General features: G+C 67.8%; 18 protein-coding genes. 5 read left to right on the forward strand and 13 right to left on the reverse strand.

The features are described 5' to 3' along the window. Positions 1 to 27: 27 nt before the first annotated feature. Both ccmB and ccmA read right to left on the reverse strand, forming a co-directional pair. Positions 28 to 699 (reverse strand): heme exporter protein CcmB, encoded by a 672-nt coding sequence (gene ccmB / locus HMPREF2716_RS17945; protein WP_003083130.1) that lies wholly within the window; start codon positions 697 to 699, stop codon positions 28 to 30. After that, entirely contained in the window at positions 696 to 1,397 is a 702-nt protein-coding gene (ccmA, locus tag HMPREF2716_RS17950) for a cytochrome c biogenesis heme-transporting ATPase CcmA (protein ID WP_023110188.1), read from the reverse strand. The genes ccmB and ccmA overlap by 4 nt, the downstream gene beginning before the upstream one ends. Positions 1,398 to 1,682: 285 nt before the next feature. Here ccmA and HMPREF2716_RS17955 point away from each other — a divergent pair, with 285 nt between their 5' ends. The 4 genes from HMPREF2716_RS17955 (at position 1,683) to HMPREF2716_RS17970 (ending at position 4,597) form a co-directional block, all read left to right on the forward strand. Beyond that, positions 1,683 to 3,161, forward strand: a complete 1,479-nt coding sequence (locus tag HMPREF2716_RS17955; RefSeq protein ID WP_003083123.1) for a flagellar hook-length control protein FliK — start codon at positions 1,683 to 1,685, stop codon at positions 3,159 to 3,161. Then, positions 3,158 to 3,493, forward strand: a complete 336-nt coding sequence (locus HMPREF2716_RS17960) for an EscU/YscU/HrcU family type III secretion system export apparatus switch protein (protein ID WP_003083121.1) — start codon at positions 3,158 to 3,160, stop codon at positions 3,491 to 3,493. Before HMPREF2716_RS17955 ends, HMPREF2716_RS17960 begins: the two co-directional genes overlap by 4 nt. Before the next feature lie 100 nt (positions 3,494 to 3,593). After that, positions 3,594 to 4,148 carry a GNAT family N-acetyltransferase gene (locus HMPREF2716_RS17965; protein ID WP_003083119.1) on the forward strand — a complete coding sequence of 185 codons (555 nt, stop codon included), beginning with the start codon at positions 3,594 to 3,596 and terminating at the stop codon, positions 4,146 to 4,148. A gap of 107 nt (positions 4,149 to 4,255) precedes the next feature. Continuing rightward, complete coding sequence (locus HMPREF2716_RS17970) at positions 4,256 to 4,597, forward strand: hypothetical protein (RefSeq protein WP_003117799.1); 342 nt, start codon at positions 4,256 to 4,258, stop codon at positions 4,595 to 4,597. Between the two features lie 65 nt (positions 4,598 to 4,662). On the opposite strand, the gene HMPREF2716_RS17975 is transcribed toward HMPREF2716_RS17970, so the two are convergent. The 4 genes from HMPREF2716_RS17975 to HMPREF2716_RS17990 all read right to left on the reverse strand — a co-directional run bounded on the left by HMPREF2716_RS17975 (position 4,663) and on the right by HMPREF2716_RS17990 (position 7,792). Then, positions 4,663 to 5,400, reverse strand: a complete 738-nt coding sequence (locus tag HMPREF2716_RS17975; RefSeq protein WP_003083112.1) for an SDR family oxidoreductase — start codon at positions 5,398 to 5,400, stop codon at positions 4,663 to 4,665. Positions 5,401 to 5,533: 133 nt separating this feature from the next. Next, positions 5,534 to 6,256 (reverse strand): purine nucleoside phosphorylase YfiH/LACC1 family protein, encoded by a 723-nt coding sequence (locus tag HMPREF2716_RS17980; RefSeq protein WP_003083110.1) that lies wholly within the window; start codon positions 6,254 to 6,256, stop codon positions 5,534 to 5,536. Between the two features lie 57 nt (positions 6,257 to 6,313). Next, positions 6,314 to 6,730: a hypothetical protein gene (locus tag HMPREF2716_RS17985; RefSeq protein WP_003083108.1), complete on the reverse strand. Its 417-nt coding sequence runs from the start codon at positions 6,728 to 6,730 to the stop codon at positions 6,314 to 6,316. 90 nt (positions 6,731 to 6,820) lie between these two features. Then, positions 6,821 to 7,792, reverse strand: coding sequence for a helix-turn-helix transcriptional regulator (locus HMPREF2716_RS17990; RefSeq protein WP_003083105.1), 972 nt, complete (start codon positions 7,790 to 7,792; stop codon positions 6,821 to 6,823). A 108-nt stretch (positions 7,793 to 7,900) separates the two neighbouring features. Between HMPREF2716_RS17990 and HMPREF2716_RS17995 the strand changes: the two genes are divergently transcribed. After that, positions 7,901 to 8,587, forward strand: a complete 687-nt coding sequence (locus HMPREF2716_RS17995) for a glutathione S-transferase family protein (protein WP_003083103.1) — start codon at positions 7,901 to 7,903, stop codon at positions 8,585 to 8,587. 27 nt (positions 8,588 to 8,614) lie between these two features. On the opposite strand, the gene HMPREF2716_RS18000 is transcribed toward HMPREF2716_RS17995, so the two are convergent. The 7 genes from HMPREF2716_RS18000 to HMPREF2716_RS18030 all read right to left on the reverse strand — a co-directional run bounded on the left by HMPREF2716_RS18000 (position 8,615) and on the right by HMPREF2716_RS18030 (position 14,281). Beyond that, complete coding sequence (locus HMPREF2716_RS18000; RefSeq protein ID WP_003083101.1) at positions 8,615 to 9,022, reverse strand: DUF2802 domain-containing protein; 408 nt, start codon at positions 9,020 to 9,022, stop codon at positions 8,615 to 8,617. A gap of 30 nt (positions 9,023 to 9,052) precedes the next feature. After that, a complete protein-coding gene (locus HMPREF2716_RS18005; protein ID WP_003083098.1) occupies positions 9,053 to 9,532 on the reverse strand; it encodes a chemotaxis protein CheW in 480 nt (159 codons plus the stop codon). A 45-nt stretch (positions 9,533 to 9,577) separates the two neighbouring features. Then, the gene (locus HMPREF2716_RS18010; RefSeq protein ID WP_003083094.1) at positions 9,578 to 10,468 is read right to left on the reverse strand and encodes a CheW domain-containing protein; all 891 of its coding nucleotides are present in this window, start codon (positions 10,466 to 10,468) and stop codon (positions 9,578 to 9,580) included. A gap of 91 nt (positions 10,469 to 10,559) precedes the next feature. Beyond that, on the reverse strand, positions 10,560 to 11,348 hold the full coding sequence (locus HMPREF2716_RS18015) for a ParA family protein (protein ID WP_003083092.1): 789 nt from the start codon (positions 11,346 to 11,348) through the stop codon (positions 10,560 to 10,562). A 94-nt stretch (positions 11,349 to 11,442) separates the two neighbouring features. Further along, entirely contained in the window at positions 11,443 to 12,333 is an 891-nt protein-coding gene (gene motD / locus HMPREF2716_RS18020) for a flagellar motor protein MotD (protein WP_003083090.1), read from the reverse strand. A gap of 12 nt (positions 12,334 to 12,345) precedes the next feature. Continuing rightward, positions 12,346 to 13,086 carry a flagellar motor protein gene (locus HMPREF2716_RS18025; RefSeq protein WP_003159935.1) on the reverse strand — a complete coding sequence of 247 codons (741 nt, stop codon included), beginning with the start codon at positions 13,084 to 13,086 and terminating at the stop codon, positions 12,346 to 12,348. 88 nt (positions 13,087 to 13,174) lie between these two features. After that, positions 13,175 to 14,281 carry a protein-glutamate methylesterase/protein-glutamine glutaminase gene (locus tag HMPREF2716_RS18030; RefSeq protein WP_003083085.1) on the reverse strand — a complete coding sequence of 369 codons (1,107 nt, stop codon included), beginning with the start codon at positions 14,279 to 14,281 and terminating at the stop codon, positions 13,175 to 13,177. Between the last annotated feature and the right edge of the window lie 9 nt (positions 14,282 to 14,290).

Genomic DNA, 14,290 nt, shown 5'->3' on the forward strand with positions numbered 1-14,290 from the left:
CCCCGCCGATGCCTTCGGCGGGCGGACTCACTCGCCTACGCTGATCTTCAGGCCGGCAGCGATGGCGAATGGCGTGAGTGTCAATGCTAGCGCCGTCAGGCTCGCCAGCCACAATAAATGTCCGCTGCTGGGCAGTCCCTGCAGCGAAGCCTGCAGCGCCCCGCTACCGAGAATCAGCACCGGGATGTACAGCGGCAGGATCAGCAGCGCCAGCAACAGGCCGCCGCGCTTGAGGCCCACGGTCAAGGCCGCGCCGACGGCGCCGAGCAGGCTCAGCACCGGCGTACCGAGCAACAGGGAAAGCAGCAGCACCGGTATGCAACGGGCCGGCAGGCCCAGCATCAGCGCGAACAGCGGCGACATCAGGACCAGGGCCAGCCCGGAAAACAGCCAGTGTGCCAGCACCTTGGCCAGCACCAGAAGAGCCAGGGGGTGCGGCGAAAGGACCCACTGCTCCAGAGAACCGTCCTCGAAATCGCTGCGGAACAGCCCTTCCAGCGAGAGCAGCACGGCCAATAGCGCCGCCACCCAGACCAGGCCGGGCGACAAGGTTTGTAGCAATTGGCTTTCCGGCCCGACCGCCAGGGGGAACAGGGCGATGACGATGGCGAAGAACACCAGCGGGTTGGCCAGCTCCGCCGGTCGGCGGAACAGCAGGCGCGCCTCGCGCGCCAGGAGCAGGCTGAAGACGTTGCTCATGCCGGATCGCCCAGCGCCGGCTCGACCGTCGTGCCGCTGGCCGCCTTGAGCGCACCGAGGTCCAGCTCGCGGTAGCCGGCGGGCACCTGCTGCAGGCTGTGGTGGGTGGTCAGCACCACCATCCCGCCGCGCTGGCAATGCCCGGCCAGGTGCGTTTCCAGTTGCGCCACCCCCTGTTTGTCGAGGGCGGTGAAGGGTTCATCGAGGATCCACAAGGGCGGTGCGTCCAGGTACAGGCGGGCCAGCGCCACGCGGCGTTGCTGGCCGGCGGAAAGGGTGTGGCAGGGAACGTCCTCGAAGCCACGCAGGCCGACGTCGGCCAGGGCCTGCCAGATCGCCTCGCGGCTGGCCGGCTGGTGCAGCGCGCAGAGCCAGGTGAGGTTCTCCTCGGCGCTGAGCAGGCCCTTGATTCCCGCGGCGTGGCCGATCCACAACAGGCTGCGGGCCAGTTCGCCGCGCTGTTCGGCGAGCGGCCGGCCGTTCAGGCGGACTTCCCCGGCGGTCGGCTGCATCAGTCCGGACAGCAGGCGCAGCAGGCTGGTCTTGCCGCTGCCGTTGGGACCCACCACCTGCAACATCTCACCGGCGGCCAGGCGCAGGTCGAGGCGCTCGAACAGCATGCGCCAGTCGCGCTCGCAGGCGAGCCCGACGGTTTCCAGCAAGGGGCTGGCTGTGGGGACTTCAGCAGGATCGGACATCGAACAACATCGCCAAGCGTCTCTCCTCGTCGCGGCGCCGGAGGCCTTCACGGAACAGACCCTAAAGTCGGGATAAACACGGCCGCTATACTGGTGACGACGCGGCCAGCCTGTTTGACAGGCGCGGCATTATACACGCCCTTCCCCAGCCTCCGCAGGGTCGTTTAAGACAGGTTGTTACCCATGCCAGCCGAGATAGGCGCTTCCCCGCCACTACCCCCGGTTTCCGCCCCACGCCCGCTGCCGCCGGCGCAATCGCAGGGCAACGCCCAGGCCGACGCCGAGATGACCCTGAAGCTGGTGCAGACCCTGGCCGGCCTGCTGGGCGAAGGCGAGTCGGGCAAGGCCGAGGTGCTGGCGGTCAAGGAAGGCCTGGCGAACAATTTCCAGGTCCTGCTCAAGCTGACCCTGGCGAACAGCGGGCAGAGCCTGGTGGAAGTGCAGAGCAATCGGCCGCTGGTGCCGGGCAACCTGCTCAACGTCAGCGCCACCAGCAACACCAGCGTGGTTGCAACCCTGCTCGACAGCATGGCCGGCGCTGGCCCGCTGAGCAGCCTCGACCTGGAGCAACTGCCGCCCGGCACCCTGCTCCAGGGCAAGGTCCTGTCCAGCACCGCGCTGCCGGCGGACAAGGCCCAGCAGGTGGTCTACCGGGTCCTGCTGAACCTGCTCAACACGCCGCTCGCCGGCAGCAAGCTGAGCCTCGACTCGCCCCAGGCGCTGCCGGTCGGCAGCCTGCTCACGGCGCTGGTGAAAAACAGCCAGCAGATCGACTTCCTGCCGCTCAGCGGACGCCTCGACCAGCTTGCGCTGGGCCAGCAACTGGCCGGGCAGAGCGCCCGCCAGGCTTCCCTGGAAGGCCTGTTCGCCGCCCTGCAGGGGCTGAACGGCCGCAACGACCTGCCGGACAGCCTGCGCCAGGCCGTGGAGCGCCTCTTCGCCGGCCTGCCGGAGGCGCAGAAGATGGGCGATTCCAAGCTGCTCGGCCAGGCCCTGCAGCAGAGCGGCCTGTTCCTCGAGGCGCGCCTGATGCAGGGCGCCACCGATCATCTCGGCCAGGACCTGAAGGCCAACCTGTTGCGCCTGTTCGCCCAGCTGTCGCCGCTGCCGCCGACCGGCGCCCAGGCGCCGGGCATGTTCGCCGGCAACACGGCGAACCTGGCCCAGGCGCTGCCGGCCTTTGTCCGCAACGCCCTGGGCAACCTGGGACAGAGCGCCAACAAGACCCAGGCACTGAACTTTCCCCTGCCGAGCAAGGTTCTCCAACTGTTCGACGAGGACATGGAACTGGAGTCACTGCTGCGCCTTGCCGCCGCGGCGATCTCCCGCCTGCAGACCCATCAGTTGTCGAGCCTGGCGCAGACCAGCACCCTGCCGGATGGCACCCAACTGGCGACCTGGCAGATGGAGGTGCCCATGCGCCATCAGCACTCGGTGGTACCGTTGCAGGTGAAGTTCCAGGAAGAACAGCGCAAGACCGGCGAAGAGGCCCGCGAAAGCCTCTGGCGCGTCGAACTGGCCTTCGACCTGGAGCCGCTGGGACCGCTGCACGCCCAGGCGACCCTGCTACGCGGCAGCCTGTCCAGCCAGCTTTGGGCCGAGCGAGACGCGACCGCACGGCTGGTCGAGCATGAACTCGGCCACCTGCGCCAACGCCTGCGCGACGCCGGCCTGACCGTTGGCGAGATCACCTGCCAACGCGGCCGCCCGCCCCAGGGCCCGCGAGCGACCATCGAACAACGCTGGGTAGACGAAACCGCATGAACAGAAAGCAGTCACCCGCCCCGCGCCAAGCCATCGCCCTGAGCTACGACGGCCAGGCCGCGCCGACCCTTTCCGCCAAGGGCGACGCCGAACTGGCCGAGGCGATCCTGGCCATCGCCCGCGACTACGAGGTACCGATCTACGAGAACGCCGAGCTGGTCCGCCTGCTCGCCCGCCTGGAACTCGGCGACGCCATTCCGGAAGCGCTGTATCGCACCATCGCCGAGATCATCGCCTTCGCCTGGCACCTGAAAGGCAAGTGTCCCGAGGGATTCGCGCCGGACGCCGCGGATGGCAACCAGATGCTGCTACTCGGCGGTCCCGGCGACTGAGCCAGCCCGCACGGCGAAACATCCGCACGCACATCAGCTCCAGGACCTCGCCGCTGCGCGCTAAGCTGCGCAGCCTCCGACCTCGGCAAAGGAGCGCCCGATGAACTTCGTCTTTCCCCACCCGTTGGACACCCCGCGCCTGCGGCTACGCACTTTCCGAGAGGAAGACGCCGCGCCGCTGTTCGCCATGATGTCCGACCCGGAAGTCATGCGTTACTGGAACACACCGCCGTGGACGACCCCTGCGCAGGCCCGCGAGGCGATCCTGCGGGACAGCCAGGCGCTCGTCGACGGCGAATACCTGAACCTGGCCATCGAGCGTCGAGAAGACGGCCAATTGCTCGGCAGTTGTATCCTCTTCCATTTCGAGAAAGGCTCGCGCCGCGCCGAACTCGGCTACTGCCTGGCACGTGCAGCCCAGGGCCGGGGTTACATGGGCGAGGCGCTGCGCAGGCTGCTGGCGTTCGCTTTCGATGAAATCGACCTGAACCGCCTGGAGGCGGAGATCGATCCGCGCAACCGGCCTTCGGCCGCCAGCCTGGAGCGCCTGGGCTTCCGCCAGGAGGGCCTGCTCGCACAACGCTGGATCGTTTCCGGAGAAGTCTCCGACTCGGCGCTCTACGGATTGCTCGCCGAGCACTGGCGCAACCGCTGAAGGAGGAACCACCGGCAGGGCCCGCCATCCGTCGCTTTCCACAGAACCTGTCGTTCGCGCAACGGTCTTTAGACGGCACACCACATGCCTGCGGAGGCATCCCTCAAATGAAAAAACATACCCTGTTCGCCGTAGCTGCTCTCGGCCTGCTGTTCGCGGGCAGCACCCTGCTGCCTGGCGAGCTTTCTCCTGTCGGCTCCGCCTATGCCAAGGGCGGAAATGGCGGCGGCAACGGTGGCGGTCATGGCGGCGGCAAGGGCGGCAGCCATGGCGGCAACCTCGGCGGCCACTCCAGCAAAGGCCATGGTTCAGCCACCTCCGGCATCGCCAGCTCCCGCGACAGCCGCGGGCTGTCGCAGGCCAGCGCGATCTCCGCCACCACCCCCGGCGATCACAACAGCAAGGGCTTGAGCAACGCCATCGGCTCCTCGACCAAGAACGACCGCTGACCGCCAGTGGCGACCACGAAAAAGCCGGCCTTCGCGCCGGCTTTTTCGTGCCCCGCCCACACGGCTCAGGCGAAACCGCCGTTGACCCGCAGCACCTGGGAATTGACCCAGGCCCCGTCCGGCCCGGCGAGGAAGGACACCGCCGCGGCGATCTCGTCCGGCTCGCCGAGACGCTCCAGCGGCGCCAGCCTGGCGATCTGGTCGATCTGTTCGGCGCTCTTGCCGTTGAAGAACAGCTCGGTGGCCACCGGGCCGGGCGCCACCGCGTTGACCCTGATGTCCTGGCCGCGCAACTCGTTGGCCAGCACGTGCACCAGCCCCTCGACCCCGGACTTGGACGCGATGTACGGACCGTAGCTGGGCAGCGCCCGGGCGATCACGCTGGTGGACAGGGCGATGATCCGTCCGCCGCGCTCGACATGCCGGGCAGCCAGGCCGAGCACGATGAAGGCGCCGCGCAGGTTGGTGCGGATCACCCGGTCGAAGCCCTCCAGGTCGCCGTCGGCGATCTTCAGGTAGGGCATCGTGCCGGCGCTGTTGACCACCACGTCGATGCGGCCGAAGGCGCCCCTGGTGGCTTCGAACAGCTTGTCCATGTCCTCCGGGCTGGCCACGTCGCCCTGTACGGCGATGGCCGTGCCGCCGGCGGCGACGATTTCGGCCACGACCTCGTCGGCCATGGTCTGGTTGCCGGCATAGTTGACCGCGACCGCGAAACCGTCGGCGGCCAACCGCCGGGCAATGGCGCGACCGATGCCGCGGGAGGCGCCGGTGACGATGGCGGCTTGGGTGATGTCAGGCATGCTGGGACTCTCCTGGAATGAGCGTGGCGACAGCCACGCATCGACAGGGAAAGTCTAGAAGCCGGGTATTGGCGGATAAACAGCAGACAACCGTCATGACTATCCAGGATTTCCGGACAATACCGATACGCGGTCACGGCTTGCGCGCGATCCAGGCGTACTGCTGACGCTTCTCCTCGCCCAGGCGCTGGCGTCGGCGATGACTGGCGAACGCATCGCCGGAACAGTAGGTGCAGACGGCGCTGGCTTCGATCTGCGCCGGCCCGACGCCGGCGGCCTGGAACAACTGGCGACAGAAGGCCACCAGGTCCAGCCAGGCGCCCTGCTCCGCCTGCCTTGGCTCGGGCGGAGCGAACCGGGGTGGCCGCTCGGGGAGCGGACGACGCTGGCTCCAGGGCGGCACCGCGCCCTCCCAGAGGCGGCCGTGGCCGACCTGCAACGCCTCGATGAACCCGGCACTCACCTCGTAGCAGCAGGCTTTGATCCCGGGACCGATGGCGACCCGGATGTCCGCGCTGGCGACGCCGCGCGCATTGAAGCGCGCCACCGCCGCGCCGACGATACCGGCGACGAGCCCCTGCCAGCCGCCGTGCAGGGCGGCCACCACCCGACCGTCGCGACTGCTCATGAGAATCGGCAGGCAGTCCGCGGTGACCACCGCGACCGCCAGCGGCCCTTCGCTGAAAACACCGTCGGCGGCATGCCGTCCCGATTCCGACAACGAGCGCGCGTCGACGATCTCGGCGCCATGCACCTGCCGGCAATGGAATATCCGTTCGGAGAGTGCCTGGCCGGCTTGCTGGAAGCCATGCTCGATGCCTTCGATCGCCTTGAGGATGTCGGCCTGGACGGTCATGCTGTCTCGCCATGGAAGGTTGGAAAACGACCTTACCTCATCTTCCCGGAAGCCGCCTCAGGCGATGCCGCGCAGGAGGTCGGGGCAGCCGCGATCACGCTTGATCAACGCAGCCAGGGCGACCTGGCCCAAAGGCCGGTCGGACACCGCGCCGATGCTCAGGCCATGGCCTCTGCTCCACTCGAACAACAGACGCTTCTCGCGGCAATCGAGTTCGCCCACCAGCAGGAAGCGCCGGATGCTGCCGCTGCGTCCCAGCATCGCCAGCGTGCCCTTGCAGCCCTGGTCCAGGCGGAATCCGTCGTAGAGGCAATAGTCGTACGGGTAACCCTGGTCCAGGGAGCGCCGCAGCTCCCGTCGGTCCAGGCACAGGCTCAGGTGGAAGTAGCCGCAGCGGTTGAACAGCGCTCCGTACCTGAGCAAACGGCCGGGGTTGGCGCACAGCACCATGGCGCGCAGGGGTATTGCAGGCATCCTTGTGGCCTCCTGGAAACGTGCGGGTTGACCAGGACCGATTCTAGAAAGCGACAGCCGCGCAATTAATAGGACTTTTCCTCTAAATGCCTACCTGTGATCCGAAGCTTCCTCCTGGCCCAGGTTACGCAGGACACGCTCGGCCTGGCGCCTCAACGGCTCGCGCAACTCCAGCGGCTGCCTGACCTCGAAGTCGAACGGCAGGCCGCACAGGCGCCGGGCGAACCAGTCCAGGTCGTCGGTGCTGGCGCGCAACAGCGTACCGCCATCGACCTCGGCGAGCAGACCGAGGGGCTCGCCGAGCACCGCGACCACCTGCTCCCTCGCCGCCCGCATCAGAATTTCCACCGGGTAGGCGCGCGGCATCCGGGCGAAGCTCTCCCGCAGGTGGCGGAGGGTATCGAAATCCGCCGGTCGCTCGAAGCGCTCCGCCAGCATGCGCGGCGCGTCCAGGCGATCGAGACGGAACGAGCGCAACGCCTGGCGCAGGTGGCAGAAACCGCTGACGTACCAGCAGCCGTTGCGATAGGCCAGGCCGTAGGGATCGAGTTGGCGGAGGGTTTCGGCGCCCTGCGGGTCGCGATAGCGGAACTCGACCCGCGCACGGACCTGGGCGGCTTCGGCGAGGGTCGCCAGCGCCGCCACACTGGTTCCCGCCCGGGCGCGGGCCAGGTCCAGGCTGGCGGTCTCGCGGAGCGCCACGAGGCGCCGCCGCAGCGCAACGGGCATCACCCTGCTCAGCTTGGCCTGCGCACTTTCCAGGGCCAGCTCGCTTTCGCCCAGGCCGAGACTGCGCACCGCCAGCAGGCCGAGGGACACGGCCAGGGTTTCCTCCGCGCTGAACATCAGCGGCGGGAGCTTGAAACCGGCCACCAGGCGGTAACCGCCATGGCGTCCGCGCTCCGCCGAGATGGGTATGCCCAGCTCCTCGAGGGCGACGATATAGCGACGCAGCGTCCGTCCATCCACCTCCAGGCGCCTGGCCAGCTCGCTACCGCTGAGCTGGCCGTGGCTCTGCAGCAGTTCGAGCAGGGCGAGCACGCGCACCGTGGGCTTGGACATTTTTCGATCCACCGGAAAAATCAGGACCGAATATAGCCTATATCCCCCCTACCCTGCGTTCAGCCCGGTTGCGATGCGCAACGTGCGTTACCTGAACGGAGATGGAAAATGGAACCTGTACTGTTTTATGGCGTACCCCACGGCTGTTCCTTCGGCTCGATCGTGGCCCTCGAGTGGCTCGGCCGCCCCTATCGCCTGTGTCGGATCGAGATGCCGCTGGAGACCGGCGAGCGCACCTACGTGCGCCTGAACCCGGCTCGCCAGACGCCCACCCTGCTCCTGGAGGACGGCCGCGCGCTCAGCGAAAGCCTGGCCATTCTCCAGCACCTGGCGGCGCGCGACCTGTGCAGGAAGCTCGGTTATCCGCAGGGCAGCGCCGAGTTCGACGAACTGAACTTCGCCCTCGCCCTCCTGCATACCGAATGCCATTCGGCCTGGGGAGCCCTGTTCTATCTGGAGGACGCCGACGCAACCACGACGGCAAGGGCGCTGACGCGCGCGGCGCGAGCCTATGGCCGGATCGACAAGCTGCTCGGCGACCGCAAGTGGCTGGCCGGCGAAGGGCCGAGCGTGGCCGACGCCTACCTCGCGGGTACCGCTCGCTGGGGACGGGAGCTGGGCTACTTCGACCTGCAACACGACTTTCCGCGCCTGCATCGACACCTGGAGAAGCTGGAGCAGGACCCGGCGGTGCGCTTCGCCCATGCCATCGAGGATCGCCTGCCGGCGCAGAGCTGCGGGGAGTTCAGGGGAGAGGTGACACTGGCAGAAGTGGCGAGCCGCCTGCTCGCCTGAAAAGCGCCAGCGCCGGGCCGGCGACCGTCACTTGCCCTTGGCTTCGTGCAGGCGCGCCACCAGCTCGGCCTCGGCCTGCGACAGACCGCAGGCCTGGGTCAGGTCTTCGGCGCTGGCGCCGAGCCCGACCAGGCGTGCGGCCTGGCTGAACGACAGCGTGGTCGGATCGCGCTGCTCCAGGCGCGCGACCCGGTCGGGAAGCGGCGCGAGTTGCTTGCCGAGGTCCTGCAAGGCCTCGCCCATGCGCACGTTGACCTGCTGGTAGGACTCGATGCGCTTGCTCAGCTCCTTGAGCCGGCGCTCGCGCGCGGCGCCCTCCTCCGCCTGCTGCGCCAGCGCAGCTTGCAGGCGGCGCAATTCACGGCGCAGCCACAGGCACGCCGCCGCCAGGCCGAGGCAGGCGGCGAGCGCCAGTGCCAGCGCGACGACCTCCATCTCAGCAGGCCCTCGTGTCGGTAGAACGCATCAGATGCTGCCCAGCTCCGACCATTCTTCCTCGGTCATCATCTTGTCCAGCTCGACCAGGATCAGCAGCTCGCCGTTCTTGTTGCAAACACCCTGGATGAACTTGGCCGACTCTTCGTTGCCGACGTTCGGCGCGGTCTCGATTTCCGACTGCTTCAGGTAGACCACCTCGGCGACGCTGTCGACCAGGATGCCGACCACCTGCTTGTCCGCCTCGATAATGACGATCCGCGTGTTGTCGCTGACCGGCGCAGGGTCCAGGCCGAAGCGCTGGCGGGTGTCGATCACCGTGACCACGTTGCCGCGCAGGTTGATGATGCCCAGCACGTAGCTCGGCGCGCCCGGCACCGGGGCGATCTCGGTGTAGCGCAGCACCTCCTGGACCTGCATCACATTGATGCCGTAGCTCTCGTTGTCCAGGCGGAAGGTGACCCACTGCAGGATCGGATCTTCGGCGCTTTGCGCGGTGGCTTTGCTCATTCCCCTAACCTCTCGAAAACCGCCGCAAGTGGCGGAAGCTGTCTATCAATGGTCGCCGTGCAGGCGCTTGACGGCGCCGCTGGCGATCAGTTCGGCGAGCGCCGCCACATCCAGCAGCGCACACATGTGTTCGATGACCGTGCCGGCCAGCCAGGGCCGCTGGCTACGCTGGCTGCGCCATTTCACCTCGGCCGGGTCGAGGCGGATCGAGCGGCTCACCTGGTGCACCGCCAGCCCCCACTCGTAGCCCTGGACCGAGATCACGTACTTGAGGCCGTCGCGATAGTCGTCGCGGTAGCGTTCGGGCATCACCCAGCGTGCGGTGTCCAACACCTTCAGGTTGCCCGCCTGCGACGGCAGGATGCCGAGGAACCAGTCGGGCTGGCCGAACAACGGGGTCAGTTCCTGGTTCTCCAGCGGATAGATCGAGCCGAGGCACACCAGCGGCACCGCCAGGGTCAGCCCGGCGACGTCAAACAGCAGGCACTCGAAGGGCTCCGCCGCCCAGGCCGGACGACCGTCGTCGAGCAGCGGCAGGTCGAGCAGCGGCGGCTCGCCGACGCTCGCCGGGGCGCTCGGCACGCGCAACTCGATGACTTCGTGGGGCCGTGGCTCGACCGGCAGCTCGCGCAACGTCGTCGGTTCGTCGAGCAGGGCCGCCGGCGCCGGCGGAACCAGACGCGCATCGCGGACCTGCTCCTCGAGCACCGCGGCCTCGAACTCGTCGAACCCGTGGTCGACCGGCAGCGTTTCCAGCGCCGGGGCCGGTGTCGCCACTTCGGCGACCGCCAGCGCGACAGGCTTCAACGGCGCGGGCGCAGGCGCTGGCGGCGTCTCGACGAGAGGTTCCAGGTCCTCGAAAGTGGCCTCCTGGAGCAACGCATCCAGGTAGGACTGCAAGGCCAGTTGCGAACGGGTGGCGGTGGCGGCGCTCATGTGGGTATTCCGCGACAGGGGTCTACAACGGTTATCGGCCGCACTCCGGTGCGGCTTGAATGCGCCTGTCGGCGCGGCGACCGGCGTGCCATCAGGCCACCCGGGTGGCCGGCTGCTGCGCCAGCAGATGCTTGAGCAAGGCGCGGTAGGCGATCACCCCGCGACTCTTGCCGTCGTGCTGCGACGGCGTGACCCCGGCCCGGCTGGCATCGCGCAGGCGGGTATCGATGGGAATGAACGCCTGCCACAGGTTGTCCGGGTAGTTCTCGTTGAGAATCCGCAGCGTGCTCAGCGAAGCCTGGGTCCGCCGGTCGAACAGCGTAGGTACGATGGTATAGGGCAACGCCTGTTTGCGCGACCGGTTGATCATCGCCAGGGTGTTGACCATCCGCTCCAGCCCTTTCACCGCGAGGAACTCGGTCTGCACCGGGATCACCAGGTGCTGGCTGGCGGCCAGGGCGTTGACCATCAGCACGCCGAGCAGCGGCGGGCTGTCGATGATCGCATGGTCGAAATCCTGCCAGAGCTGCGCCAGGCTCTTCGAGACCACCAGGCCGAGACCGCTCTTGCCCGGCGACTGGCGCTCCAGGGTGGCCAGCGCGGTACTCGACGGCAGCAGGGAAATGCGTTCGTTGCTGGTGCTGCGCAGCAGCGAGGCCGGCAGCCCCTCGGGGACGTTGCCCTGGTGCAGGAACAGGTCGAAGGCGCTGTGCTCGAGGGTGTCCGGGTCATAGCCGAAATAGCTGGTCATCGAGCCGTGGGGGTCCAGGTCAACCACGACCACGCGCTTGCCGGCATCCGCCAACAGGCCGGCCAGGGCGATGGACGAGGTGGTCTTGCCGACCCCTCCTTTCTGATTGGCGACTGCCCAGACTTTCATTGCTCTACTCTTCCTGGCATGGGTCTACCCGGTTGGGGCCGCGCTAATGGCCAGTTCGGCCCCGGCGCCCGTACGCAAACCATGGTTCGCGCGCTCATGGCGAAGGCGACGGGGAATTGACGGTTGCCGGCGCGGGCGCCGGCGTACCGCCAGTATCTGCAGCTTGCGTGCCAGCTGCCGAGCCTGCGTGGCGGAGCGCCGAATCCGGTTGCGCCTTGCCGCTGCCGACCCCGCTGACGCTGCGCCGCACCTCCAGGTTGCGCGAGATCACCAGCACCACCCGGCGATTCTTCGCCCGCCCCTCGGCGCTGGCATTGTCCGCCACCGGCTGAAATTCACCATAGCCCACCGCAGCCATCCGCGACGGCTCGACCCCATCGTTGCCGAGCAGGCGGACGATGCTCGCCGCCCGCGCCGCCGACAGTTCCCAGTTGGTGGGATAGCGCGGGCTATGGATCGGCACGTCATCGGTGAAGCCCTCGACATGGATCGGGTTCTTGTAGGGCGCCAGGATCTTGGCGACCTTCTCGACGATATCGAAGGCGGCATCGTTGGGCAGCGCATCGCCGCTGGGAAACAGCAGGCTGGAATTGAGAGTGATCTCGATCCACAGCTCGTTACCGCGCACGCTCAACTGGTCGGAGGCGATCAAGTCGCCGAAGGCATCGCGCACGCTGTCGGCGATCCGCTCCAGCGAGTCGGCGCTGGCCGCGTTGTCGCTGGGCTGCTCCTCGACGCTGGTGCGCTCCGGCTCGGTGGTGCGCGGCCGCTCGTCGCCGATGGGAATCGGCTTCAACGAGCGGTCGGGCTGGTTGAACACGCCGGTGAGGGTCTCCGAGAGGATCTTGTACTTGCCCTCGTTGATCGAGGAAATCGAATACATCACCACGAAGAAGGCGAACAGCAGGGTGATGAAGTCGGCATAGGAAACCAGCCAGCGTTCGTGGTTCTCGTGTTCCTCCTGGTGGCGACGGCGGCGCTGCATGCTCGGCTCCGGTCAGTCCATGAAGCCTTGCAGCTTCAACTCGATGGAACGCGGGTTCTCGCCCTCGGCGATGGACAGCAGGCCCTCCAGGAGCATCTCGCGGTAGCGCGACTGGCGCAGTACCAGGGTTTTCAGCTTGTTGCCGATCGGCAGCAGGAGCAGGTTGGCGAAGCCGACGCCATAGATGGTGGCGACGAAGGCCACGGCGATGCCGCTGCCGAGCTGCGCCGGGTTGGCCAGGTTGCCCATCACATGGATCAAGCCCATTACCGCGCCGATGATGCCGATGGTCGGCGCATAGCCGCCCATGCTCTCGAACACCTTGGCGGCCTGCAGGTCGCGACTTTCCTGGGTGAACAGGTCGACCTCGAGGATGCTGCGGATGACTTCCGGCTCGGCGCCGTCCACCAGCAGTTGCAGGCCCTTGCGCGCATAGGGATCGGGCTCCGCATCGGCGATGCTCTCCAGGCCGAGCAGGCCTTCCTTGCGCGCGGTCATGCTCCAGGAGACGATCCGGTCGATTCCCCCGGAAAGATCCTCGCGCGGCGGGAAGAACACCCAGCCGAGCATGCCCAGGCCGCGCTTGAGCACGTTCACCGGGGTCTGCAACAGCGCCGCGGCCAGGGTGCCGCCGATCACGATCAGCGCCGCCGGACCGTTGAGCAGGGCTCCGGCGTGGCCGCCCTCGAGAAAGTTGCCGCCGACGATGGCGACGAACGCCAGGGTGATCCCGACCAGGCTGAGCACATCCATCAGCGCGTCCCCTCGGCTCGGCGAAGGCGCGCGCAGCTCGTCACGTGGGTGGCCATCGAAGGCAGTCTCCTCATTCCTGCACGCACGCTTACTGGCACGCCTCGACCAGGTGCCGGCCGATGTCGTCGAGCCCGTACACCGCGTCCGCCAGGTTGGCCTTGACCACGGCCATCGGCATCCCGTAGATCACGCAACTGGCCTCGTCCTGCGCCCACACCTGGCTGCCGCCCTGCTTGAGCAGGCGCGCACCCTCGCGCCCGTCGGCGCCCATGCCGGTGAGGACCACCGCCAGGACCTTGTCGTTGTAGGCCTTGGCCGCCGAGCCGAAGGTCACGTCGACGCAGGGCTTGTAGTTCAGGCGTTCGTCGCCGGGGAGGATGCGCACCGTGCCGCGGCCGTCGACCATCATCTGCTTGCCGCCCGGCGCCAGCAGCGCCAGGCCGGGACGCAGGATGTCGCCGTCCTCCGCCTCCTTGACGTTGATCCGGCACAGCTTGTCGAGGCGCTCGGCGAAGGCCTTGGTGAAGGCCGCCGGCATGTGCTGGATCAGTACCAGCGGCGCCGGGAAGTTGGCCGGCAACTGGGTCAGCACCCGCTGCAAGGCAACCGGTCCACCGGTGGAGGTACCGATCGCGACCAGCCGGTAGGCCTTGCGCTTCGGCGCCGCCGAGGTCGACGCCGGGGCCGGCGACGCGCCGGCACCAACACGCGCGCTCGCGCCGACGCTGGAGGACGACGCCGGCGCATGGCTGGACGAGGTGGCCGAAGGCAGCGGCGGCAGGCTGATCGAGCGACGATTGCTACGGGCGATGGTCAGGACCTTCTCGCAGAGCAACTGGCGGACCTTGTCCGGGTTGCGCGAGATGTCCTCGAAATTCTTCGGCAGGTAGTCGACCGCTCCAGCGTCCAGTGCATCCAGGGTCACCCGCGCGCCCTCGTGGGTCAGCGAGGAGAACATCAGGACCGGGGTCGGGCAACGCTGCATGATGTTGCGTACCGCGGTGATGCCGTCCATCAGCGGCATCTCGTAATCCATGGTGATCACATCGGGTCTCAGGGCCAGCGCCTGCTCGATGGCCTCGCGGCCATTGGTGGCGGTGCCGACCACCTGGATCTGTCCATCGGCGGAGAGAATCTCCGAGACACGGCGGCGGAAGAACCCCGAATCGTCCACCACCAGGACTTTGACTGCCATAGCTACTCC

The organism is Pseudomonas sp. HMSC076A11, from assembly GCF_001810205.1.
GTDB classification, from domain to species: Bacteria; Pseudomonadota; Gammaproteobacteria; order Pseudomonadales; family Pseudomonadaceae; genus Pseudomonas; species Pseudomonas aeruginosa.